The 20316-nt window shown below is 62.6% G+C and carries 13 protein-coding genes and 2 tRNA genes; 7 read left to right on the forward strand and 8 right to left on the reverse strand.

The genetic code is table 11. The features are described 5' to 3' along the window. The first annotated feature begins 75 nt into the window (after positions 1–75). The gene (locus G452_RS0100360) at positions 76–1230 is read left to right on the forward strand and encodes an FIST signal transduction protein (protein WP_022660277.1); all 1155 of its coding nucleotides are present in this window, start codon (positions 76–78) and stop codon (positions 1228–1230) included. A gap of 15 nt (positions 1231–1245) precedes the next feature. Beyond that, positions 1246–4356: an EAL domain-containing protein gene (locus G452_RS20280; RefSeq protein WP_051141952.1), complete on the forward strand. Its 3111-nt coding sequence runs from the start codon at positions 1246–1248 to the stop codon at positions 4354–4356. A gap of 74 nt (positions 4357–4430) precedes the next feature. Here the strand turns inward: G452_RS20280 and ahcY are convergent, their stop codons facing one another. Continuing rightward, positions 4431–5861 carry an adenosylhomocysteinase gene (ahcY, locus tag G452_RS0100370; RefSeq protein WP_022660281.1) on the reverse strand — a complete coding sequence of 477 codons (1431 nt, stop codon included), beginning with the start codon at positions 5859–5861 and terminating at the stop codon, positions 4431–4433. A gap of 68 nt (positions 5862–5929) precedes the next feature. Further along, complete coding sequence (locus tag G452_RS0100375; RefSeq protein WP_022660282.1) at positions 5930–6841, reverse strand: ArsR/SmtB family transcription factor; 912 nt, start codon at positions 6839–6841, stop codon at positions 5930–5932. Positions 6842–6886: 45 nt separating this feature from the next. Between G452_RS0100375 and G452_RS0100380 the strand changes: the two genes are divergently transcribed. The 4 genes from G452_RS0100380 to G452_RS0100395 all read left to right on the forward strand — a co-directional run bounded on the left by G452_RS0100380 (position 6887) and on the right by G452_RS0100395 (position 8123). Then, positions 6887–7465, forward strand: a complete 579-nt coding sequence (locus G452_RS0100380; protein WP_022660283.1) for a DUF721 domain-containing protein — start codon at positions 6887–6889, stop codon at positions 7463–7465. 44 nt (positions 7466–7509) lie between these two features. Further along, positions 7510–7881 (forward strand): hypothetical protein, encoded by a 372-nt coding sequence (locus G452_RS0100385; protein ID WP_022660284.1) that lies wholly within the window; start codon positions 7510–7512, stop codon positions 7879–7881. 72 nt (positions 7882–7953) lie between these two features. Beyond that, positions 7954–8028 (forward strand) — tRNA-Gln (locus G452_RS0100390). A gap of 17 nt (positions 8029–8045) precedes the next feature. Continuing rightward, positions 8046–8123 (forward strand) — tRNA-Glu (locus tag G452_RS0100395). A gap of 52 nt (positions 8124–8175) precedes the next feature. Here the strand turns inward: G452_RS0100395 and G452_RS17415 are convergent. The 5 genes from G452_RS17415 to cooS (G452_RS0100425) form a co-directional block, all read right to left on the reverse strand. Beyond that, on the reverse strand, positions 8176–9258 hold the full coding sequence (locus G452_RS17415) for a tyrosine-type recombinase/integrase (protein ID WP_022660285.1): 1083 nt from the start codon (positions 9256–9258) through the stop codon (positions 8176–8178). A 564-nt stretch (positions 9259–9822) separates the two neighbouring features. Beyond that, positions 9823–10779, reverse strand: coding sequence for an integrase domain-containing protein (locus G452_RS0100410; protein WP_022660287.1), 957 nt, complete (start codon positions 10777–10779; stop codon positions 9823–9825). 1078 nt (positions 10780–11857) lie between these two features. Continuing rightward, entirely contained in the window at positions 11858–13483 is a 1626-nt protein-coding gene (locus G452_RS0100415) for a sigma-54-dependent Fis family transcriptional regulator (protein ID WP_051141953.1), read from the reverse strand. A 165-nt stretch (positions 13484–13648) separates the two neighbouring features. Beyond that, positions 13649–14413, reverse strand: coding sequence for an HPP family protein (locus G452_RS17420; protein WP_022660289.1), 765 nt, complete (start codon positions 14411–14413; stop codon positions 13649–13651). Positions 14414–14609: 196 nt separating this feature from the next. Beyond that, positions 14610–16601 carry an anaerobic carbon-monoxide dehydrogenase catalytic subunit gene (gene cooS, locus G452_RS0100425; RefSeq protein WP_022660290.1) on the reverse strand — a complete coding sequence of 664 codons (1992 nt, stop codon included), beginning with the start codon at positions 16599–16601 and terminating at the stop codon, positions 14610–14612. Between the two features lie 618 nt (positions 16602–17219). Between cooS (G452_RS0100425) and G452_RS0100430 the strand changes: the two genes are divergently transcribed. Then, the gene (locus G452_RS0100430) at positions 17220–17993 is read left to right on the forward strand and encodes a DUF169 domain-containing protein (RefSeq protein ID WP_022660291.1); all 774 of its coding nucleotides are present in this window, start codon (positions 17220–17222) and stop codon (positions 17991–17993) included. Positions 17994–18134: 141 nt separating this feature from the next. On the opposite strand, the gene cooS (G452_RS0100435) is transcribed toward G452_RS0100430, so the two are convergent. After that, positions 18135–20117, reverse strand: a complete 1983-nt coding sequence (gene cooS, locus G452_RS0100435) for an anaerobic carbon-monoxide dehydrogenase catalytic subunit (protein ID WP_022660292.1) — start codon at positions 20115–20117, stop codon at positions 18135–18137. Between the last annotated feature and the right edge of the window lie 199 nt (positions 20118–20316).

The following is a 20316-nucleotide window of genomic DNA, read 5'->3' on the forward strand; positions in this document are numbered from 1 at the left end:
TGCGGACAGAGCGTTGTACCTTGTCCCTGCTTCTGCCATAAAGGTGACAAGACTCATATTCAGGAGACGCAAGCGATGCGGGTCAAGCAACTGCACTGGAACGAACAGGACGGATGGAATCCGCAGCAGCCGGACACGCTCGGAATCGATTGGGACCTGCTGCTCTGCTTCTGGTCCGCGGACGCGGACGCCCTTTCCGAGCCGCTTGCAGCGCTGCGCAGCAGCTTTCCCGGCGCAATCATCACCGGCTGTTCCACGGCCGGAGAAATCCACCAGGACCATGTCCTGGACGACTCCCTGAGCGTCACCCTCGTTGGCTTCGACTTCGCCAAGGCCACCGGCGCCAGGGTGGCCATCGAGAATCCCGCCCAAAGCCGCGAGGCGGGCCGCGCGCTGGCCGACCGGCTGCCCCGCCAAGGCCTGCGCCACACCCTGATCTTTTCCAGCGGACTCGGCGTCAACGGCAGCGAGCTTGCGCGGGGCGTCATCGCCGGGCTGCCCGAAGGCGCGTCCGTCAGCGGCGGGCTCGCCGGGGACGGCGACCGCTTTTCCCGGACGTTCGTGCTCTGGGACGGCGAAATCTGCGACAACTGCGTGGTCGGGCTGGGCCTTTACGGCGACGCGCTGCACGTGGGCTGCGGATCGAAGGGAGGCTGGGACGTGTTCGGCCCGGAACGGCTGATCACCTCCTCGTCCGGAAACGTCCTCTACGAGATGGACGGCGAGAGCGCCCTTGCGCTCTACGAAAAATATCTCGGCAAGCAGGCTGCGGGGCTGCCCGCCACAGGGCTGCTCTTCCCCCTGAGCATCCGCCAGGAGGGACGCGAGGAAAGCCTGGTGCGCACCATCCTCTCCATCGACAGGGAACGCCAAAGCATGACCTTTGCCGGAGACGTGCCCGTGGGCGCATACGCCCAGCTCATGAAGGCGAACTTCGACCGGCTGGTGGACGGGGCCACGGACGCGGCCCAGCTGGCCATGACCCCGCTGCGCGAGCGCCTCGGCCCGGGCACCGAGCCCGACCTTGCCCTCCTGATCAGCTGCGTCGGCAGAAAATTGATTCTCAAGCAGATGGTGGAGGAGGAAGTGGAAAGCGTGGCCGACGTCGTGGGCGCGGACACCCCGCTGACGGGCTTCTATTCCTACGGCGAACTGGCCCCCGGTCGGCCGGACGGGACATGCGAACTGCACAACCAGACCATGACCATCACGGCCATCTGCGAGCGCTGAACTCCGGGAGACTGCATGCATCGACTGCTCCTGCGCCAGATCCGAAAGGCTTTCGCCAGCCCAGCCGAAATCCCCGAATCCGTTGATCCGCTGCTCGCCCTGGTGGACCGCGCCTACGGTCAATACGACGACGACCTCGAAATGCTGCACCGCTCCCTGGAACTCAGCTCCGAGGAACTGGTGCGGCGCAACGCGGAGATGCGCGCCGTCTTCCAAGCCTTTCCCGACACCTTTCTCTGGGTGGACGCGGCAGGAACCGTGCTGGACTGCCGGGGCGGCGCGGACGACGTGGTCACGCTCGTTCCCAGCCTGGTTCGGGGATGCAGGATATGGGAGCTGCCCATCACCTGCGGCCAGGAGAAGTGCGCGGAGATTTTCGCGCAGTTCCGCTCCGACCGCAACGTGCGCCACGTGGAATACACCGTCGAGCTCGACGGCCGGGAGCTGCACTACGAGGCCCGGCTGCTGCACCTCGTGGAAGACGTCACCCTCGTCATCCTGCGCAACATCACGGCGCGCAAGCTCGCGGAGCTGCGCCTGGAGGACTCCCGACAGCAGCTTCAGGACATCATCGAATTCCTGCCCGACGCGACCTTCGCCGTGGACGCCGACGGCAAGGTCATCGCCTGGAACAAGGCCATCGAGATCATGACCGGCGTGTGCAAGGCCGACATGATCGGCAAGGGCGACCACGAGTACGCCCTGCCCTTCTACGGGGAGCGCAGGCCGGGACTCATCGCGCGGGTCACCCGCGACTTCGGCGGAAACGAGGCGGACTACGACACCCTGGAACAGCAGGGAGAGACCGTCGTGGGCGAGACGTTCGTGCCGAAGCTCCACGGCGGCCGGGGCGCCTACGTGCGGGCCACGGCCTCGCCGCTCTACGACAGGCAGGCCCGACGCAGCGGAGGCATCGAAAGCATCCGGGACACGACGCTGCGCAGGCGCAGCGAGCGGCTCACCACCGCCCTCTACCGCATTTCCAGCGAGGCCAGCGCCAATTCCGACCTCGACAGCCTCTTCCAAACCATTCACGCGGTGCTCCGCGAATTCATCAACGCGCCCAACTTCTTCATCGCCCTGGTCGACCGCGAGCACGACAGGCTGGTCTTTCCCTTCTTCAGCGACGAGCGCGACACGGCGCTGAGCATCGAAGGCATCAGCTCCCCGGACATGCGCAGCCCCACCCTGTCGATCCTGCGCACGGGCAAGCCGCTGCACCTAACGGGCGACGAAATCAGAAACAGGCTCGACTCCGGCGAGATGCGCCTCTTCGGCAGCATGCCCACGGACTGGCTCGGCGTCCCCCTGACCATCCGCGAGGAGAGCATCGGGGTCATGGCCGTGCAGCGCTACGATGACCTCGCTCCGTTTTCCGCCGAGGACGAGCTGTTCATGGGCATGGTGGCGGACAACGTGGCCCTGGCCATCCAGCGCAAGCAGGCCGAAGAGGCGCTCGTGGCCAGCGAGGAGAAATATCGATCCATCTTCGAGAACGCGTCGGAAGGCATCTTCCAGAGCAGCCTGGACGGGCGAATGCTCAACGCCAACCCCAGCTTCGCCCGCATCTTCGGCTACGGCAGCGTGGAAGAGCTGCTCCGCGACGTGAACATCCGGGATCTCTACGCCCTGCCGGAAAACAGGGACCGACTGCTGCAACGGCTGCGCGGCGGCGAGACCATCGTGGCCCACGAGGGCCAGGCCAAGCGCCGCGACGGCAGCATGATCTGGGTTTCGCTGAACATCCGGCTCGTGCGCGACGAAAAGGGAGAGCCGCTGTACCTGGAAGGCACCTTCGAGGACATCACCGCGCGCAAGGAATACGAAGAGCAGCTCACGCATCAGGCCCTGCACGACGCGCTCACCGGGCTGCCCAACCGCACCCTGTTCATCGAGCGGCTGGACCGGGCCATCAAACGCTGCGACCGGGCAGGTTCGGCCTACTCCGTCCTGCTCGTGGACCTCGACCGCTTCAAGCGCGTCAACGACAGCCTGGGACACGTGGCCGGGGACCGCCTGCTCATCGAGGTCGGCAGAAGGCTGGCCGACTGCGTGCGGAGCATGGACACCGTGGCCCGGCTGGGCGGCGACGAATTCGCCATCATCCTGGAAGAGTTCCAGGCCTCCCAGGAGGCAATTCAGATCACCCGGCGCATCCAGGAGGAACTCCGCAAGCCCTTCCTGGTGGGCGGAGGGGAGGTCGTGCTCAGCGCGAGCATCGGCCTCGTGCTGCGGACCGAGGGCTACGAACAGCCCGAAGACGTGCTGCGCGATGCGGACATCAGCATGTACCGCGCCAAGGATCTCGGCAAGAACCGCTACAAGATCTTCGACAAGACCATGCACATGCGCGCGGTCAAGGCCGTGCAGATGGAAAACGAGCTGCGCCGTGCCATTCCGGAGCGGGAATTCTTCGTCATGTACCAGCCCATCCACGACATCCAGGGCGGCCTGTACGGATTCGAGGCCCTGGTGCGCTGGAACCATCCCGAACGCGGCATCATCGCCCCCAACGACTTCATCCCCGTGGCCGAGGAATCCGGCCTGATCATCGAGCTGGGCATCTGGGTGCTGGAAACGGCCTGCGAAGTCCTGGCGCGCTGGAACCGGCGCAAGACGGACCGCCGCCTATCCCTTTCCGTGAACCTCTCCCGGCGCCAGCTCTCCCAGCCCAAGCTGGTGCACAACGTGGCCCAGATCCTGCGCGACTCCATGCTCGATCCGCAGCTCCTGACCCTGGAGGTCACGGAAACCGCCATCATGGACAACCCGGAGCAGGCCCTGCAACGCCTGAACATGCTCAAGGAGCTGGGCCTGCGGCTCTCCGTGGACGACTTCGGCACCGGATATTCCTCCCTGGCCTACCTCCAGCGCTTTCCCGTGGACATCCTCAAGGTGGACCGCGCCTTTGTGGACCGCATGGCCGAGGACCAGGAAAGCCAGGAGATCGTGCGCGCGATCATCGCCCTGGGCCACAGCCTGCGGCTCAGCCTGGTGGCCGAGGGCGTGGAGACCGTCCCGCAGTTCGAGCTGCTCAAGACCATGCAGTGCGACTTCGTGCAGGGCTATCTCTTCAACAAGCCGCTCAGTTGCGAGGACGTGGAAAAGCTGCTGGGCGGGGATTGAGGCCAGGGCAAACGCACGAAGAAAGGCCGCCCCCGGAACCGGGAACGGCCTTTTTCATTTCATAACCGCCGGGGCTAGTAGCGGTAGTGATCCGGCTTGAACGGCCCTTCCTGGGGCACGCCGAGGTAGTCGGCCTGCTCCTTGCTGAGCACGTCCAGCTCCACGCCGAGGCGGGCGAGGTGCAGCCGGGCCACTTCCTCGTCCAGCTTCTTGGGCAGGATCATGACCTTGGGCTCGTAGTCGTTCTTGGCCAGGTCGAGCTGGGCCAGCACCTGGTTGGTGAAGGAGTTGGACATCACGAAGCTGGGGTGGCCCGTGGCGCAGCCCAGGTTCACGAGACGTCCCTCGGCCAGGACGATGATGCTCCGGCCGCTCGGCAGGGTCCACTTGTCCACCTGGGGCTTGACCTCGACCTTGACGCAGCCGGGGGTCTTCTCGAGGTAGTCCATCTCGATCTCGGAGTCGAAGTGGCCGATGTTGCAGAGGATGGCCTCGTTCTTCATCTGCTCGATGTGCTCGCCGCGAACCACGTGGTAGTTGCCGGTGCAGGTCACGAAGATGTCGCCCAGGGCGCAGGCCTTGGACATGGGCAGGACTTCGTAGCCCTCCATGGCGGCCTGGAGCGCGCAGATGGGGTCGATTTCCGTGACGATGACGCGCGCGCCGAAGCCGCGCATGGACTGGGCGCAGCCCTTGCCCACGTCGCCGTAGCCGACCACGACCACGACCTTGCCCGCGATCATGATGTCCGTGGCGCGCTTGATGCCGTCGGCCAGGGACTCGCGGCAGCCGTAGAGGTTGTCGAACTTGGACTTGGTCACGGAGTCGTTGACGTTGATGGCCGGGAAGAGCAGTTCGCCCTTCTCCTGCATGTGGTAGAGGCGGTGCACGCCCGTGGTGGTTTCCTCGGACACGCCGCGCACCTTCTTCGCGATCTCGGTCCACTTGGACGGAGACGCCTTCTGGCTCGCGGCCAGGCGGTCCATGACGATCTGGAACTCGCGCACGTCGTACTTCTTGGCGGCCAGGGCCGGGTCGGCCTCGACCTTGACGCCCTGGTGGATGAGCATGGTGGCGTCGCCGCCGTCATCCACGATCAGGTCCGGGCCGGAACCGTCGGGCCAGGTCAGGGCCTGCTCGGTGCACCACCAGTAGTCTTCCAGCGTCTCGCCCTTCCAGGCGAAGACGGCGGCGGTGCCGGCCTTGGCGATGGCCGCGGCGGCGTGGTCCTGGGTCGAGAAGATGTTGCAGGACGCCCAGCGCAGGTCCGCGCCCAGCGCGTGCAGCGTCTCGATGAGCATGGCGGTCTGGATGGTCATGTGCAGGCTGCCCATGATCTTCAGGCCCTTGAGGGGCTTTTCCCGGCCATATTTCTCGCGCAGGGCCATCAGGCCCGGCATTTCGTTCTCGGAAAGCTCCAGTTCGCGGCGACCCCAGTCGGCAAGGTTGATGTCCTTGACCTTGAACGGCAGCTTCGGATCGACGGGCGTAATGGAATTGCTCATTTCATTCCTCCTCGGAAAGGACTTCGGCGCGTTCGCGCCGGGTATTCGGGACACGGCTCAGGGCCGCGTCACTTTTTGACGCATTCATATATGAGGACCGCAAGGCCCTTGTTCACTTCATATTCGGCCACCTCGACCACGTCGAAGCGGGCGCGCTCCAGCCAGCCCAGCATTTCCTCGCGGGGGATGCCCAGGCGCAGGTCGCCGTAGGATTCGCGCATTTCCTCGACCTCGTGCCGGTCGAACTCGGCCAGGATCAGCCGTCCGCCCATCTTGAGCACGCGGCCTGCCTCGGCTATGGCCCCGGCCGGGTCGGAAAGGTGGTGCAGGACCATGGACATGGCCACGGCCTCGGCTTCCCAGTCGCGCAGGGGCAGGTGGGTCAGCTCCCCGATGCGCAGGCTGACGTCATCGCGGCCCTCGAAGCGCTTGCGGGCCACATCGAGCATGCGCGGCGAGTTGTCCACGCCGATGACCTGGCGGCAGTGGTCGGCCAGACGCTGGAGCAGGTCGCCGGGTCCGCAGCCGAGGTCCACGGCAACGCTGCATCGGCCCACGCGCTCGGCGAGCTTTTCGTAGAGGCGCAGGTCGCCCAGCAGATCCCGCGAGAGCCGCTCCCACTCCGGGGCCACGGTGTTGAAGAACTCCCTGGTGCTGGCCACGCGCTCGTTGAGAATGGCCTCGGCCCGTTCCAGATCGGCGGCCAGTTCGGCTTCGGCTTCGAGCAGAACCTCGGCGCCCTGCAAGAAGGCCCTGGCGGGGCCGTCCTCCACCGCGCGGTAAAAGGCCCAGAGCCCGTCGCGCCGCACAGAGAGCAGCCCGGCGTCGAGCAGGATCTTGAGATGCCTGGAAACCCGCGACTGGCCCATGTCCAGCGCGCGGACGATCTCGCCCACGTTCAGTTCGTGCCGCACCAGAAGATGCACGAGCCGCACGCGGGTCTCATCGGACAAGGCCTTGCAATAGCGGACCAGTTCCACGACGTGACCTCTCGATTCGTATCAATATATGTTGATATACGAATTGTGTTTTACGACAAGGCGGGATTCGCGTCAACCCCCGCCTGCCCCCTTGCGGCCCGGCTCGCCGGAGGGTATCATATTTTTTTTGTTTTAGCCGCAAGGGAGATCGATCTGGCGCTCTTTCGCCGAAAATACCGCATCGCGCGCGTTGGCGAAGCCCTCTCCCCCCTGCTCGACCGCCTGGACGGGAAGGGGGCGCTCAAGCTCGTGCGGCTCTGGACCCACTGGGACAAGGTCATGGGCGAGCAGGTGGCCAAGATGGCCCGGCCGCTCGGCCGGCGCGGCTCGACCCTGCTGCTGACCTCGGACGACCCGGCAGTGGCCCAGGAGCTGACTTTTTTCGCCCCCGAGATGATCCGCAAGGCCAACGATTTTCTCGGCGAAGAATACTTTGACAAAGTACGCTTCGAGCTGCTAAACGGCAGGGTTCCTTTGGACGGATACCGGCCCGATAGCGCGCCCCGCAGTGTGCCTTCACCCAGAAAGCCCGGAAATCTTGGGGATATTCTGGAGCAACTGGACGAAGACTCTCCGGTTGGCAGATGCTACCGCGCCTACATCGGCCTGTTCCGGCCGCGATAAATAATTCACCCGAGGCCGCCACAAGTCGCGGCGAGGAGGACAGGATGAGCGAAGAAGCCAAGAAGGAAGAACGGACGTACGAGGTTACCTTCGAGAGCCTCGGCCTGACCAAGACCCTGGACAAGATGACCGCCAAGGAGCTGCGCGCCCTTTGCGTCGCCAAGATTCCCGCCATCGTCGGCGCTTCCGGCATGAGCAAGGAAGACCTTGTCGCCCGGATCAAGGAAATCTTCGGCATCTCCAGCGAAGAGGGCGGCGTCTCTCCCTACAAGGAGCAGATCCTGAACATCAAGCGCCAGATCCGCGAGCTGCGCATCAAGAAGCAGGCTTCTGAAGAGCGCAAGGAACGCGACGTCCTGCGCCGCCGCATCAACAAGCTGAAGAAGCGCACCCGCCGCCTGGCGCGCGCCGTTTAACTTTTTTTTCAACCGGTGAGTTTTTTCGGTTGACACCGAACGCGGTCTGCCTTAAGAACTCACTTCGCTTGCAGGGCTGTCGTTCAATTGGCAGGACGACGGGTTCTGGCTCCGTTAATCAAGGTTCGAGTCCTTGCAGCCCTGCCAAGTTTTTCTTCTAGACTGTCCCCATCGTCTAGCCTGGTCCAGGACGACGGCCTTTCACGCCGTTAACAGGGGTTCAAATCCCCTTGGGGACGCCAAGGAATTACAAGGCCTTACGCACACCGCGTAAGGCCTTTTCCTTTCCACGTGTCACCCGCAAGTGTCATTTTTCCGGACTCGGCCTCTGACCGCATCGGCCAAGGCCGCATCCAGGGCATCCACGGCACCGGTGGTCTTCTTCGTCCGGAGGATGTAGCGCTGGGTCGTGGCGATGGACTTGTGCCGAAGCAGGTGCTTCACTTCCATGATGGTCGCACCGTTGTCGATAGCCACTCGGGCCGCCAGGTGACGGATGCCATGAAAGCCGAACGGCTTCACCCCGGCTTCGGCGCACAACCGCTTCAGCCACCGATTGTTCGGGTCCAGAAGACCGTTGAACCGATTGCCGAAGACCAGATCCTCGGCACCGGACACCAGCTTCCATTCGGCCAGCTTGGCTCGAAGCCCTGCGGACATGGGGAGCTCATCGAATTCCGCGTTTCCGCTTCGACGCTTCCGTGTCCAGTAGCCGACAAGCCCGGAACCGAAGTCCACCTCGCTCCACTTGAGCTTCCAGAGCTCGCTCCTGCGCGGCGCGGTATGGAAGGCCAGCAACAGCAGTTGCCTACGACGAGGTCCGGCCAGGTCCACCACCTTGCGGAAGTCGCCCAACGGCGGGACGTAGCGCGGGTGGCGATCCTCGGGGAACCTGTCCACATGCTGGAAGGGATTGTCCCTGTCCAGATTGAGGTACTTGATTCCCCACACCCAGGCGGCGGCGAGATTCTTGCGATCCTTGTTCGCCGAATTCCCGGTTACCGTCCTGGAGACCATGGCCAGGTGCTCCAGAGCCACGTGAAGGCTGATTCGCCCGACCAGCGACCGGTCGTCCCTGAGGAAAGCCCCCAGCCGTTGGAAAGCCAACCGTTTTTCGTTGTAGGTCTTCCGGCACATCGTGGCCTCGACGTGATCGAGGTAACGATTCGCCCATTCCGTCACGGTCAGAGCCCGGCCAATTACATCGGCCTTGGCAGGGTTTCTCTGATCGGCCACCTTCAATGCCTTGACGGTTTCACCTTCCCAATCCCCTGCCTGTTTCTTGGTTTCAAAGAACTTCGTGCGCCTGATGATCGGACCATGTGTCGGGGTGAAACGCACCACGCCCCTCCACCTTTTTCCTTCCTTGTAAGGCATCATTTCTCCTGCAGGGAAGGTCGCTTACCATCATTGAAGTTACCAAATGCCATGACGATCCGTCAAATCGGACCGACTTCCGCCTTCGTCCGTGACTGGCGTCTTTTCTGCATGGCCGACCTGCCCCCTGGCGATGTACGCCTTGAGCAGATCATGGTGAAACCGGATGCCCCGCTTCCCGATCCGAAAAGCCCCCAGCGCGGCAAGCATGGCCGGAGTCCTGACCAGGCTTTCCGAACAATTTAGGATTCGGGCGACATCCTTGACCTTCAATGCGTTCGACATGCGACCTAAACCAAAGGGTTAAACACCTGTCCCGGTACGGGACTCCCAGCCAACCCTTCAGTTTAAGCACGCCGGCACCTTTGACCTCAAGGAATCGGGATAGGGTATTTTCACTTTTTTCGATGAGTCGCTCATCAGGGGGCGAAAGTCCTCCCTGCCCATCGGCCACAAGCCGACGGGCGGGGAGGACGGTTGCCTGGAGATGAATCGCCTGAGCGATTCATCTCCAGGCAAGCTCACGCCCAAAAGGAAACCCCGCCGGAAATGGCGGGGCTTCTTCTAACGGGAACAGCCAAGATAGGCGTCGGACACATCCCGGCGGCCAGGGGAATGCCCGGCAGTGACTTCGATGTCGTCACGGGCTTCGGCGTCGAGCCGAGGCCATTCGTCCCCAGCGGTGTCCCGCGCGGCCCTCTGAAAGGCTTCCACGGAATCGTGCTGGTTGGGCGGCTGAAAACCCGTGTGCTCGACGTACATGTGGTGAAACCGTTCATGGCGGTTGCTGTGCAGCGTCCACCCGCTTTCCTTCTTGGTGAAACCGCAAAGCCTGGCCGCGTAGGACAGCTTTTCCTGCCATTTGTCGCCCATCCCGCTCGGCATGAGATTATGAATCCCCGGCCTGTTGGATTGACTGACGTATGGCAGAGCTCGCTCAAGAGCTTCCTGCTGCCGATCGGACAGGTTGTACAGCGTCCTGGGCCGTCCCCCTTTTGGTCCGTGCTGGATGAGCAGGCTGCGGCCTTCCCTGTCCCAGTCCGCGACCAGATCGACCTTCGCCGATTCTTCGCGTCGGAGCCCCAGTTCGTACTGAAGCCGGATCTGAGCGGCGCATCGGGGACCATGCTCGTATGACAATTCGGTTTCCAGTTTGGCGATTGCCCCCAAGACGAATTCAGGGGCAACCGCCTTGCTGTTGGCGTTGGCAATGGTCCCGCGCTTCACGCCGAACACGTCGTTGGTCGGGCTGATGCGGGTGTTGCCGTATGCTTCGCACAGGTGACGGGCTGCCGAAAAAATTTCAGCGATACGCCCGTCACCCACGCCCTGTCCTTTCATCTTGGCGGCCACCGCCGCAAAATGCTTGTTGGATATGTTGGTCCATTTGCGGACCCCAAATCCGGCTTCACGCAACCGGCCTGCAAAGGCTTTGGCGTTCTGCCGGATTCTGTGTTGTTTCGAGCGCGGGCCGGACAGGGTTGCCCTGTTCGCGCCCAGTACCAGACTGATGGATTTCATATGGATCTCCTTCCTGAAGTTCGGGGCAGCGCCCCGGGACAAAGCAGATCGGACCTTCCCCGTTTGCCGGGAAATGACCTGCCTATGGCGCGAATGCGCCACACAACAACCGACACGGGACAAATCAATGTCCATTTCCCACAGAAGGAAAAATCCTGAGAATCCATTCAATAAGGGGTGCCACCACGCAGGCTCGTTCGTCCTGCGCATAAGGGGTGGCCGTGGGGGAATTTCAACAACGGCAGATTTCTAGATACCTGTCGTTTGTCCGGCGGGGGTGCTGTGTTCCAGCCTGGCATTTGGAAGTGAAAGCGTGCCGTTTGGAAATGAACGACAGCGAAGTGTTAGGCGTTACGGCATGTTAGTGCCTACTTAAGCGTTCATCAGTTTAGACTTCGTCAAAACTTATGAACGCGCCTTGGGTGCTTTATACCTCCTTTGGGTTACTCAACCTGACTGGTTATGCCCTGTCGTATCATCCCGGAAAATCGGCGCGCAAGGTCCGGCGCCAGGGTTTCTACCCCTGCCCGCCGACTTTCCGCGAGCGTGACGCAAGCAGCCGCCGGGGCAAGGCCAAGCCCTTCGGGCGGACGCTTCGCGGTCCGGCCTTGCCCCGACGGCTTTACTTGCGTCGTCATCCGCGCAGGCGACGGCGAGAGGGATGGCGGTTTCGACTCGGGCTCAAGGGATAGCTCAAGAAAGGCTGAAACCGATGAAAGTAGCAGAAGCTCCGATTGCCGCATGGAGCGAAGAACGCGTCACGATTCCTAATTTCTTCCCTGGAACCGCGGTCCTCAGGGTAGCAGCCAATACGTTGATCTGGAGATTCAAAATGGCCGAGTACGGTTTCCGAAACCACATTGCGACATGAGATGGGCTCGTGGTCAAGTGGAGCCAAGTTGAACGAAGCCAGTTCAATATTCAGGGCGAAGCCTACTGCCCGGCTCGACTTTATCCGAGGGCAGTTATCCTTCAGGTCTCACTGCAACCTTCCCTATAGAAGACGCCAACCAAGCGGTCCATCCTTTACGGTGTAAACAACAGCTCCGTGGCCTGACAGTCCGCATCTCCCTGGCGGCTACTTTGCGACTCGCCGGATATTCATTTTTCGTATCCGCGTCGACAAGGTGGTCGGCTTCAGCCCCAGCAGGGCGGCGGCGCCGTCTGGGCCGTAAATCTTCCCTTTGCACCGCGCCAATGCCTTGGCGATGTTGTTTGCCTGCAACCGGATCATTTCTTCCTCGGTCAACACCGCATCACCCGCCTCTGGAACGACCGACCCGGGACATGGCTTGCGTTCTTCCCCGATTCCACTGAACAGCTCAACCCGGGCCGACCCCGCAATGGACGAAATGGCGAACCGTTCGACAATGTTTTGCAGTTCGCGGACATTCCCCTGCCAATTGTACTCGACAAGCTGGGCAAGCTGTTCCGGACTGAATCTGAGAGCCGGGCGATTCATGGCCTTCAGGGAGCGCTTGAGGAAATACTCGGCCAGCGGGGCGATGTCCTCTCTCCGGGCGCGCAGGGGCGGGACCGTGATGGGAAAGACGTTGAGCCGGAAATAGAGGTCCTCCCGGAAACGTCCGGCCTCGACTTCCTTTTGCAGGTCCCGGTTGGTGGCCGCGATGACGCGCACGTCCACCTTGCGGACCTTTTCCTCGCCGATCCGCTCGTATTCCCCTTCCTGAAGGACGCGTAGGAGCTGGGCCTGTAGTTCGAGCGGGATTTCGCCCACTTCGTCCAGAAAAAGGGTTCCCTGATTGGCCGCGCCGAACTTGCCTTCCCGGTGGGCATGCGCCCCGGTGAACGCCCCTTTGACGTGCCCGAAGAACTCGCTGGCGAAGAGTTCCTTGGGAACCGAAGCGCAGTTCACCTTGATCAGCGGCTTGTTGTTCCGCCTGCTGCGTTGATGCAGCTCCCGGGCGACCAGTTCCTTGCCGGTGCCGGACTCGCCCTGGACAAGCACGTTGGCATCGGTGGGCGCGACCAGATCGATCTGCTGGACGATACGCTGCAGCGCAAGGCTGCGGCCTATGAATCCCCCATAGAAACTGGTCTCGCTCAGCTCTTCGCGCAGCAGACTGTTTTCCGCTTCGAGCCGACCCTTCAGGGTTTCGATTTGTTCGAACGCCCGGGCGTTCACGAGGGCGGTGGCCGCGTGATTGGCGAGAATCTGCAAAATGTCCAACGCGGGCTTGTCGATTCTCGTCTTCGTGAAGATGGCCAGCACGCCCAGGATCTCGCCGTGGAACCGCATGGGTTGACCGGCGAAGCCGTTGATCCCTTCCTCCCTGGCCCACTCCGGGTGGGCTATCCATTTGGAGTCCTCGGGAATCGACTCGACGACCACGGGTTGCCCCGTGGCCCCGATATGCCCGACCTTCCTCACCCCCATAGGGAACCGTTTGAACTTCCCGTCCAAGCGGCTCCAGTCGAGCGTTTCGTCGCAGGACGAATGCCCCGCGCTGGCGACCAGATGCAGGCAGAGTTCCCTGCTCGGACACTCGTCGGCCATGAGACAGGAGGAGCAGATATCCCCTTCCTTGATGAGCCAGATCCGGACAAGCGACACTTCCCCGAATGCGGAGAGCCGATCGACGACAAGGCTGAAGAGCGCCTCGGTCGAGCGTTGCTCTCCCATCGCCAGAAGCAGCGACTGAATGTCCATATTACTGAAATGAAAGGTTTGATCGGGGGTCATGGCGTATAATTAAACGAAACGACCACCCATCACAACACAAATGGTTCCCGCGAGGGCTATGGTGAAGAAAGGGGGCGCGCCATGCAGGGAGCCAGGCGAGGTGATGAGGCGACGGTGCGCCCGGCTCGGCGCGCCCTCCCTTTCTTCAGGCAGGGTGTCTATGAATCATGCGGCGCGCCGTATTCCGAAAAAGTGATGGGTGCCGAGCAGCGCAACCCCGATGAGCATGACCGCCGTTCCCGCCGTATGCGCCGCGGGGAAAAGACGCTGCAGGCACAAGAGGGCGAACCCGGCCGCGCACACCGACAGGCCGGCGATTTGCGGCGGCTGCATATACAGGCCGCAGGTCCTCTCCCGGTGGTCGATGTCGGATGCCGGGAACTCGAACCAAAGCCGGTTCCAGACCAAGGCGAACAGTACGGCCAGGGTGGCTCCCCAGGCCATGTGGACGGGCAGCAGATAGGCGGGCATGGGCAGCGGCAGGATGGCCGGGATGGCCGCCGTGGCGGCGGCCGGCGGATGGTCGGCGTCGAAAATCTGCATCAGGACGGCGGCGAACATCACCGCGAACCCGAGCTTGAGCGCGACCGCATACCCTATCTCCGCGCCCAGAAAGGAGCCGACCCAGCACCCGGCCAACCCGCCTGTGGAGGCGACGAAATGCCCGACGATGACCGGCTTGGGCCGGGCCACGCGAAGGAAGACGCAGGTCGAGTTGATGAAGCAAGTAGCGGCCAGGGGAGGAAACAGGACCGCAACGCCGGTCAGCCGGGAGGCGAAGGCGATGATCGCCAGCAGCAGGCCGCCGCCGAGCGACCCCCACAACAGGCGCGAAAGGGAGATGACCCCCGGGCGGTAGACCTCGGGCGTGAACTCCTCCCGGCACAGGGAGGCCATTCTGAATTGCACCGAACCGGATTTGAACAACATCGATACGTCCCTTTTTCCCCCGGCCCGCCTCGGGCGGCGGAGCCGAAGGTTTGCACGGCCCGCTCCCGAGCGGCGTCCCGCTGGACGGATGCCGGGAGCGGGCATGCAGGCTGTTGGTTGAAAAACGTTCATGGAAGGGAGAAGGCCCGCGCCGGGGGGTGCCTCGGGCGCGGACGTCCTCCCTCCTCCGGTCAGATTATGCCCAGTCCAGTTTTTTGCGGGCGGCCTCAAAGTCGTTGATGATCATTGCGGCGACCTTCTGCGGGTCGGGGTCGACGTTCATGCAGGAGCCGAGCAGTTCTCTCGTGCCGCCGTAGAGGAAGTCGCGGACCTTTTTCGAGCCCTGCACCGGCGCGTGCACGCAGTGGTAGGAGTCGAAACCGAGCATGCGGAAGGCCAGCGCCGCGCCTACGCCCTTCTCGTTGGACCATTCCGGCGTGACTTCCGCGAACGGCATGTCCTTGATGGGATGCCCGGCGAAACCGGCGATGGTTGCGAAGGTGCCCACGGCATGGGCGTTGTCGATGCATTCGCCGAAGTGCAGGACCGGCGGCAGGTTGTCGCCGAGAAACGCCTTCAGGCTGTCGCCGCACTTTTCCCGGGCCTCGGGCCTGCAATAGCCGAGCTTGGCCATAGGGAAGGAGGCGCAGCCGTTGGTGAAGACCAGGATGTTGTTCTTCAGCAGGATGTCGACGATGTCCACGATGGCCTTTTCAAAGACGATGCGGGTGTTCGTGCAACCGGCCAGGTTGATGATGCCCCTGATCCTGCCGTCCTTCAGCGCCTTGGCGATGGGCTCCACGCTGCCGTCGAAGTGCTCGCTCAGCACCTCGAGTCCGAAACCGACCTGGGCCTCCATCTCGTAGGGCGGGATGTGCCGTTTGACGTCGCGCCGGTTGGAGAAGCTCTCGATGGCGCGGGTGACGATCTTCTCGGCCAGCTCGGGCAGCTTGTCCAGGTCCTCCAGGTCGCGCTTGTAGCCGATGTGCTCGGCACCGGGCAACCGGTTGGATTCGTTGGTGGTCACGACCACGGTCTTGTAGCAGTTGGCCACGTCCATGATGCCGGGGAAGACCTCCTGGATGTCCGCCAGCCACAGGTCGAGCGCGCCGGTGGCGACCACCAGCTCGGAGCCGTTGGCGTTGGACAGGGGGATGACCCCGCCCAGGCGGTACATGGAAGACAGGCCGGAGCAGCAGATGCCGTAAAACTGGATGCCCTTGGCCCCGGCCTCCTCGGCCATCTTGACGAACTTCTCGGTGCGCGCGGTTTCGATGACCTTCATGGCCATCATCGGGGCATGGCCGTGAATGGCGATGTTGACCGTGTCCGTCTTCAGCGCGCCGAGGTTTGCCTTGATGGTGCTGCGGCGCGGGACGCCGTAGAGACAATCCTGGGCGATGGAGCCGCCGACCACGCTGTTCATGGAGAAGGTTAGGCCCAGGCGCAGGAAATGATCCATGGCCTTGCGCCAGTCGCCCTGGGTGCCGACCGTGGTCTGATGCAGGGCCTCGAAGACCTCATGATAGGAGCTGATCGGGGTCAGGCCGAGCTCTTCCCAGACCTTCTGGCGCTCGGCCGGGGCGATGGCCCTGAGGGTCTTGTGCGGGCCGGGCACGGTCCGGCTCATGTCCTCAAGCAGAATGTCGGCAATCTCGCCAGCCAGGGCTTCGACGGTCTTGCCCTCGGTCTTCAGCCCGTAGGCCTTGGCCACGCCCATGACCTTGTCCTTGCCCACGATGGGCAGATCGACGTTGCCCTCGGCGGCCTTCTTCATGGTCAGCATGACCTCGCGGGCGCGGGCGCCGTGCCCGGCCACGCCACCGGCCGCCGAACGGACCATGTTGCGGGCGACAATAAGGTCCGCGTTGGCCCCGCAGGTGCCTCTGGGGGAACGCTCCGTGATCTTGCACGGCCCGAGCGAGCAGATGCGGCAGCAGACCCCGGCGAGGCCGAAAGTGCAGTGCGGTTTCTGCTTGTCGAAGCGATCGAAACAGTTCTCCACACCCTGTTCGTCCATGTACTTGAGCATCTCCCGGACCGCCGGATCCGGGGCGTGATTCATCACCTCCTCTTTGCTGGCAAAGGACTCGCGGTAGGCTTTGACCGCATCCTTGTAGTCGGTGAAATCGTTGTCGTGGTGGTGATGGCCGTGACCATGCTCATGCGAATGGTTGTCGCCGCACATAGAAACACTCCTTGGCTTGAAAATTGTTCAGCAAGAGACGGCGCCTATCACGTGGCCGGGCGGAACCCAGTTCCGACCGAACGTCCTTCCCGGACAACGCCGCCAGACCGCAAACCCTTTCCACTCAAGGCAATCCCCGTGCCAGCAGCTGAAATTATTCAATTCACTGATATAACGACATATTTACAGTTGATCGCACAAAAAAGGCAACGAAACCCCGTTGAACAACGGTATTCCGGTGTAGTTTCAACGAATTCTCGTCGATCCACGCGGTCCGGAAGGCGAGTAAGGGGATGACGCGCAGCCCGCGCCGGAAGATTTCGAATTGGCAAAGGGGGAAATTGCAACCCGCCCGGATGCCTCCTGAAAGGATAACCACCCGCCGTCACGGGAGCTTTACATGCGCTGCCTCCCGCCCCCACCCGAAACGCGCCCGACCGCGGCGGCAAGCCGTGAAACCGGGCATGCTCCTTGCTCAGTGAAGAGGACTCATTGCGAGTATCCATTCCAAAAGTTCACTCCCGCAGGTCGGCAGAGACATAATAAACGCCATCAACCAGCCTAAAACTCTCCGATTCCGTGCTGCGGGAGTGAACAACAAACTCAGGAGACGAAACGATGACCTATAACGAGATGCAAGCCGTATTGATGAAGGAACTGCGCCTGTACCACTACCCGGTCGCGGTCAAATTCTTCTTCGACGAAAACGAGCTGGAGACATTCCGGCGGAACGCACCGGAAATACACACGCCGCTCAAGCCCATGACTTTCTGTCAGTGGGAGATAGGCGCGCGGATGCAGGGACAGATCGTCTACTCCGATGTCGAAGGACTCGGCTGCGGCAACGCCAGGTATTGCTTCGGGTGGAAGGGGTTGGACGACGGCGAGATCAAGGGACACGCCAAATACGTCCGGGACCTTGACCAGGCCGAACGGTTCGTAAAGTCCAAGCACCGGCTCCGGGACGGCCTGTTGGGAGTCGCCGTGGCGCCGCTGGGTTCCATCGACGGCCTCTACGAGCCGGACACGGTGCACTTCTACTGTGACAACATGCAGGCGTACCACCTGGCCGTGGACTACATGGCCGCCACCGACACCCACCCGCTCCGCCCGAACATCACCATGAATTCCTCCGCCTGCGGCGGCAACGTCTTCACGTTCATGGAGCAGGAGTTCAACATGCTTCCCGCCTGCTCCGGCAGCTACAACGCGGGCAAGACCGAGCGCGGCGAGATCAACGTGATCATCCCCGGCGGCAAGTTCGCGGCCACCTTCCAGCGGCTCATGGACCGCATCGAAAAGACGAGCAGCTCCATCACCCGGCCCGGCGACGGGTTCCCCGGCGCGGACATTTGCAAGAACTGTCCGCTGATCATCTTCAAGAAGCGGTAACCCGCGCTAAACCGATATGATGACTGGCGGCCTCCCTCACGGGGGGCCGCTTTTTTCGTGCCGACGCCCATAACAAAAGAGGGACGGCCCGCCGTTTGGCGGACCGTCCCCTGCGTCGCGTGTATCGCTATGCGGCTGGGACTATCTCCAGCACAATTTCGACCGCGCCTCTTCGAAATCGGCAATGATCATGGCGGCGAGCTTTTTGGGATCGGTGTCCACCTTCATGCTGGAACCGAGCAGCTCCCGGGTGCCGCCATAGAGGAAGTCGCGCACCTTTTCCGAGCCCTGCACCGGCGCGTGCACGCAGTGGTAGGAGTCAAAACCGAGCATCCGGAACGCCAGCGCCGCGCCGACCCCCTTCTCGTTGGACCATTCCGGCGTGACCTCGGCAAAGGGCATGTCCTTCATCTGGTGTCCCGCGTACCCGGCAATCTCCCGGAACGTGGCCACGGCGTGGGCGTTGTCGATGCATTCGCCGAAATGCCAGACCGGCGGCAGCTCTCCCCTGAGGAATATCTGCAGTCGCTCGCCACACTTGTTGAGGGCCTTCTTGCTGCAGTATCCCAGCTTGGCCATGGGGAACGAGGCGCAGCCGTTGGTGAAGACCAGGACGTTGTTCTTGAGCAGGATGTCGACGACCTCCACGATGGCCTTTTCGTAGACGATCCGGGTGTTGGTGCATCCGGCGAGGTTGATGATGCCCTTGATCTGCCCGTTGATGATGGCGGACGCCACGCGCTCCATGCAGCCGTAGTGGGCGTCGAGGGTTTCCAGGCTGAAGCCCACTTCGGCCTCCATCTCGTGGTCGGGGATGTGCCGCTGGACATCCCGGCGATTGGTGAAGCTCTCTATGGCGCGGGTGACGATCCTGTCCGCCAGCTCGGGGAGCTTGTCCAGATCCTCCAGGTCGCGCCGGTAGCCGATGTGCTCGGCACCGGGCAGCCGGTTCGATTCGTTGGTGGTCACGACCACCGTCTTGTAGCAGTCGGCCACGTCCATGATGCCGGGGAAGACCTCCTGGATGTCCGCCAGCCACAGGTCGAGGGCGCCCGTGGCGAGCACCAGCTCCGAGCCGTTGGCGTTGGAGAGGGGAATGACGCCGCCAAGCCGGTAGAGCGAGGACAACCCGGAACAGCAGATGCCGTAGAACTGGATGCCCGCGGCCCCGGCCTCTTCCGCCATCTTCACGAATTTGTCCGAGCGGGCCGCCTCGATGACCTTGGTGGCCAGCATGGGGGCGTGCCCGTGGATGGCGATGTTGACGGTGTCCGTCTTCAGCGCGCCGAGGTTCGCCTTGACCGTGGTCCGCTTCGGGGTGCCGTAGAGACAGTCGCTGGCAATGGAGCCGCCGACCACGCTGTTCATGGAAAAGGCGATGCCCAGCCGCATAAACTGATCCATGGCCTTGCGCCAGTCGCCCTGGGTGCCGACCGTGGTCTGGTGCAGCGCCTCGAACACCTCATGATAGGAGCCAACAGGCAGCACGCCCAGCTTCTCCCAGGTCTGCCGCCGCTCGGGAGTGGCGACGGCCTCCAGCGTCCTGTGCGGCCCCGGCACGGTGCGGCTCATGTCCTCAAGCAGGATGTCCGCGATCTCGTTGGCCAGCTCCTCGATGCTCTTGTCCTTGGTGACCAGGTTGAAGGCGGCGGCCATTTTCCTGACCGCCTCCTTGCCGAGGATGGGGAGATCGACTTCCCCTGCGGCGGCCTTCTTCATGGTCAGCATGACTTCGCGCGCCCGCGCCCCATGGGCCGCCACGCCGCCGGCCGCCGCGCGCACCAGATTGCGGGCCACGATCAGGTCCGCATTGGCTCCGCATGTGCCCCGGGGAGAACGCTCCGTTATCTTGCATGGCCCGAGCGAGCAGATGCGGCAGCAGACGCCCGCAAGGCCGAAGGAGCAATGCGGCTTCTGCTTGTCGAAACGGTCGAAACAGTTCTCAACACCCTGCTCGTCCATGTATTTGACCATCTCCCGAACCGCCGGGTCCGGGGCCTGGTCCATCACGTCCGCCTTGCTGGCGAAGGTCTCACGGTAGGCTTTGACCGCTGCGGTATAGTCGGTGAAGTCATTATGGTCATGGTGATGTCCATGCTCATGGGAATGCTGTTCTTTCGCCATGTAATACCCCTTCTGGCTGTATTGATTGGAAAGGCCTCGGAATACGTTTGCGTTCACTCAGACCTTTCGCGAAGTAGAGCCGTAGTCAGGCAAGAGGTGTGCCAGTAGGGATGATTTCGTTATATACTGAATTTAATGTGGATTTATTTTTGAAACCAAAAACCGTAAACGGAATTTCGTTAATTCCGCTTTTCCCGCT

It is taken from the genome of Paucidesulfovibrio longus DSM 6739 (genome assembly GCF_000420485.1).
Taxonomy (GTDB): Bacteria; Desulfobacterota; Desulfovibrionia; order Desulfovibrionales; family Desulfovibrionaceae; genus Paucidesulfovibrio; species Paucidesulfovibrio longus.

Coding starts and splice junctions, on each gene's coding strand:
- G452_RS0100360 (WP_022660277.1), top strand. CDS start 76: ATGCGGGTCAAGCAACTGCACTGGAACGAACAGGACGGATGGAATCCG.
- G452_RS20280 (WP_051141952.1), top strand. CDS start 1,246: ATGCATCGACTGCTCCTGCGCCAGATCCGAAAGGCTTTCGCCAGCCCA.
- ahcY (WP_022660281.1), bottom strand. CDS start 5,861: ATGAGCAATTCCATTACGCCCGTCGATCCGAAGCTGCCGTTCAAGGTC.
- G452_RS0100385 (WP_022660284.1), top strand. CDS start 7,510: ATGAGCGAAGAAGCCAAGAAGGAAGAACGGACGTACGAGGTTACCTTC.
- G452_RS17415 (WP_022660285.1), bottom strand. CDS start 9,258: ATGCCTTACAAGGAAGGAAAAAGGTGGAGGGGCGTGGTGCGTTTCACC.
- G452_RS0100410 (WP_022660287.1), bottom strand. CDS start 10,779: ATGAAATCCATCAGTCTGGTACTGGGCGCGAACAGGGCAACCCTGTCC.
- G452_RS0100415 (WP_051141953.1), bottom strand. CDS start 13,483: ATGACCCCCGATCAAACCTTTCATTTCAGTAATATGGACATTCAGTCG.
- G452_RS17420 (WP_022660289.1), bottom strand. CDS start 14,413: ATGTTGTTCAAATCCGGTTCGGTGCAATTCAGAATGGCCTCCCTGTGC.
- cooS (WP_022660290.1), bottom strand. CDS start 16,601: ATGTGCGGCGACAACCATTCGCATGAGCATGGTCACGGCCATCACCAC.
- G452_RS0100430 (WP_022660291.1), top strand. CDS start 17,220: ATGACCTATAACGAGATGCAAGCCGTATTGATGAAGGAACTGCGCCTG.
- cooS (WP_022660292.1), bottom strand. CDS start 20,117: ATGGCGAAAGAACAGCATTCCCATGAGCATGGACATCACCATGACCAT.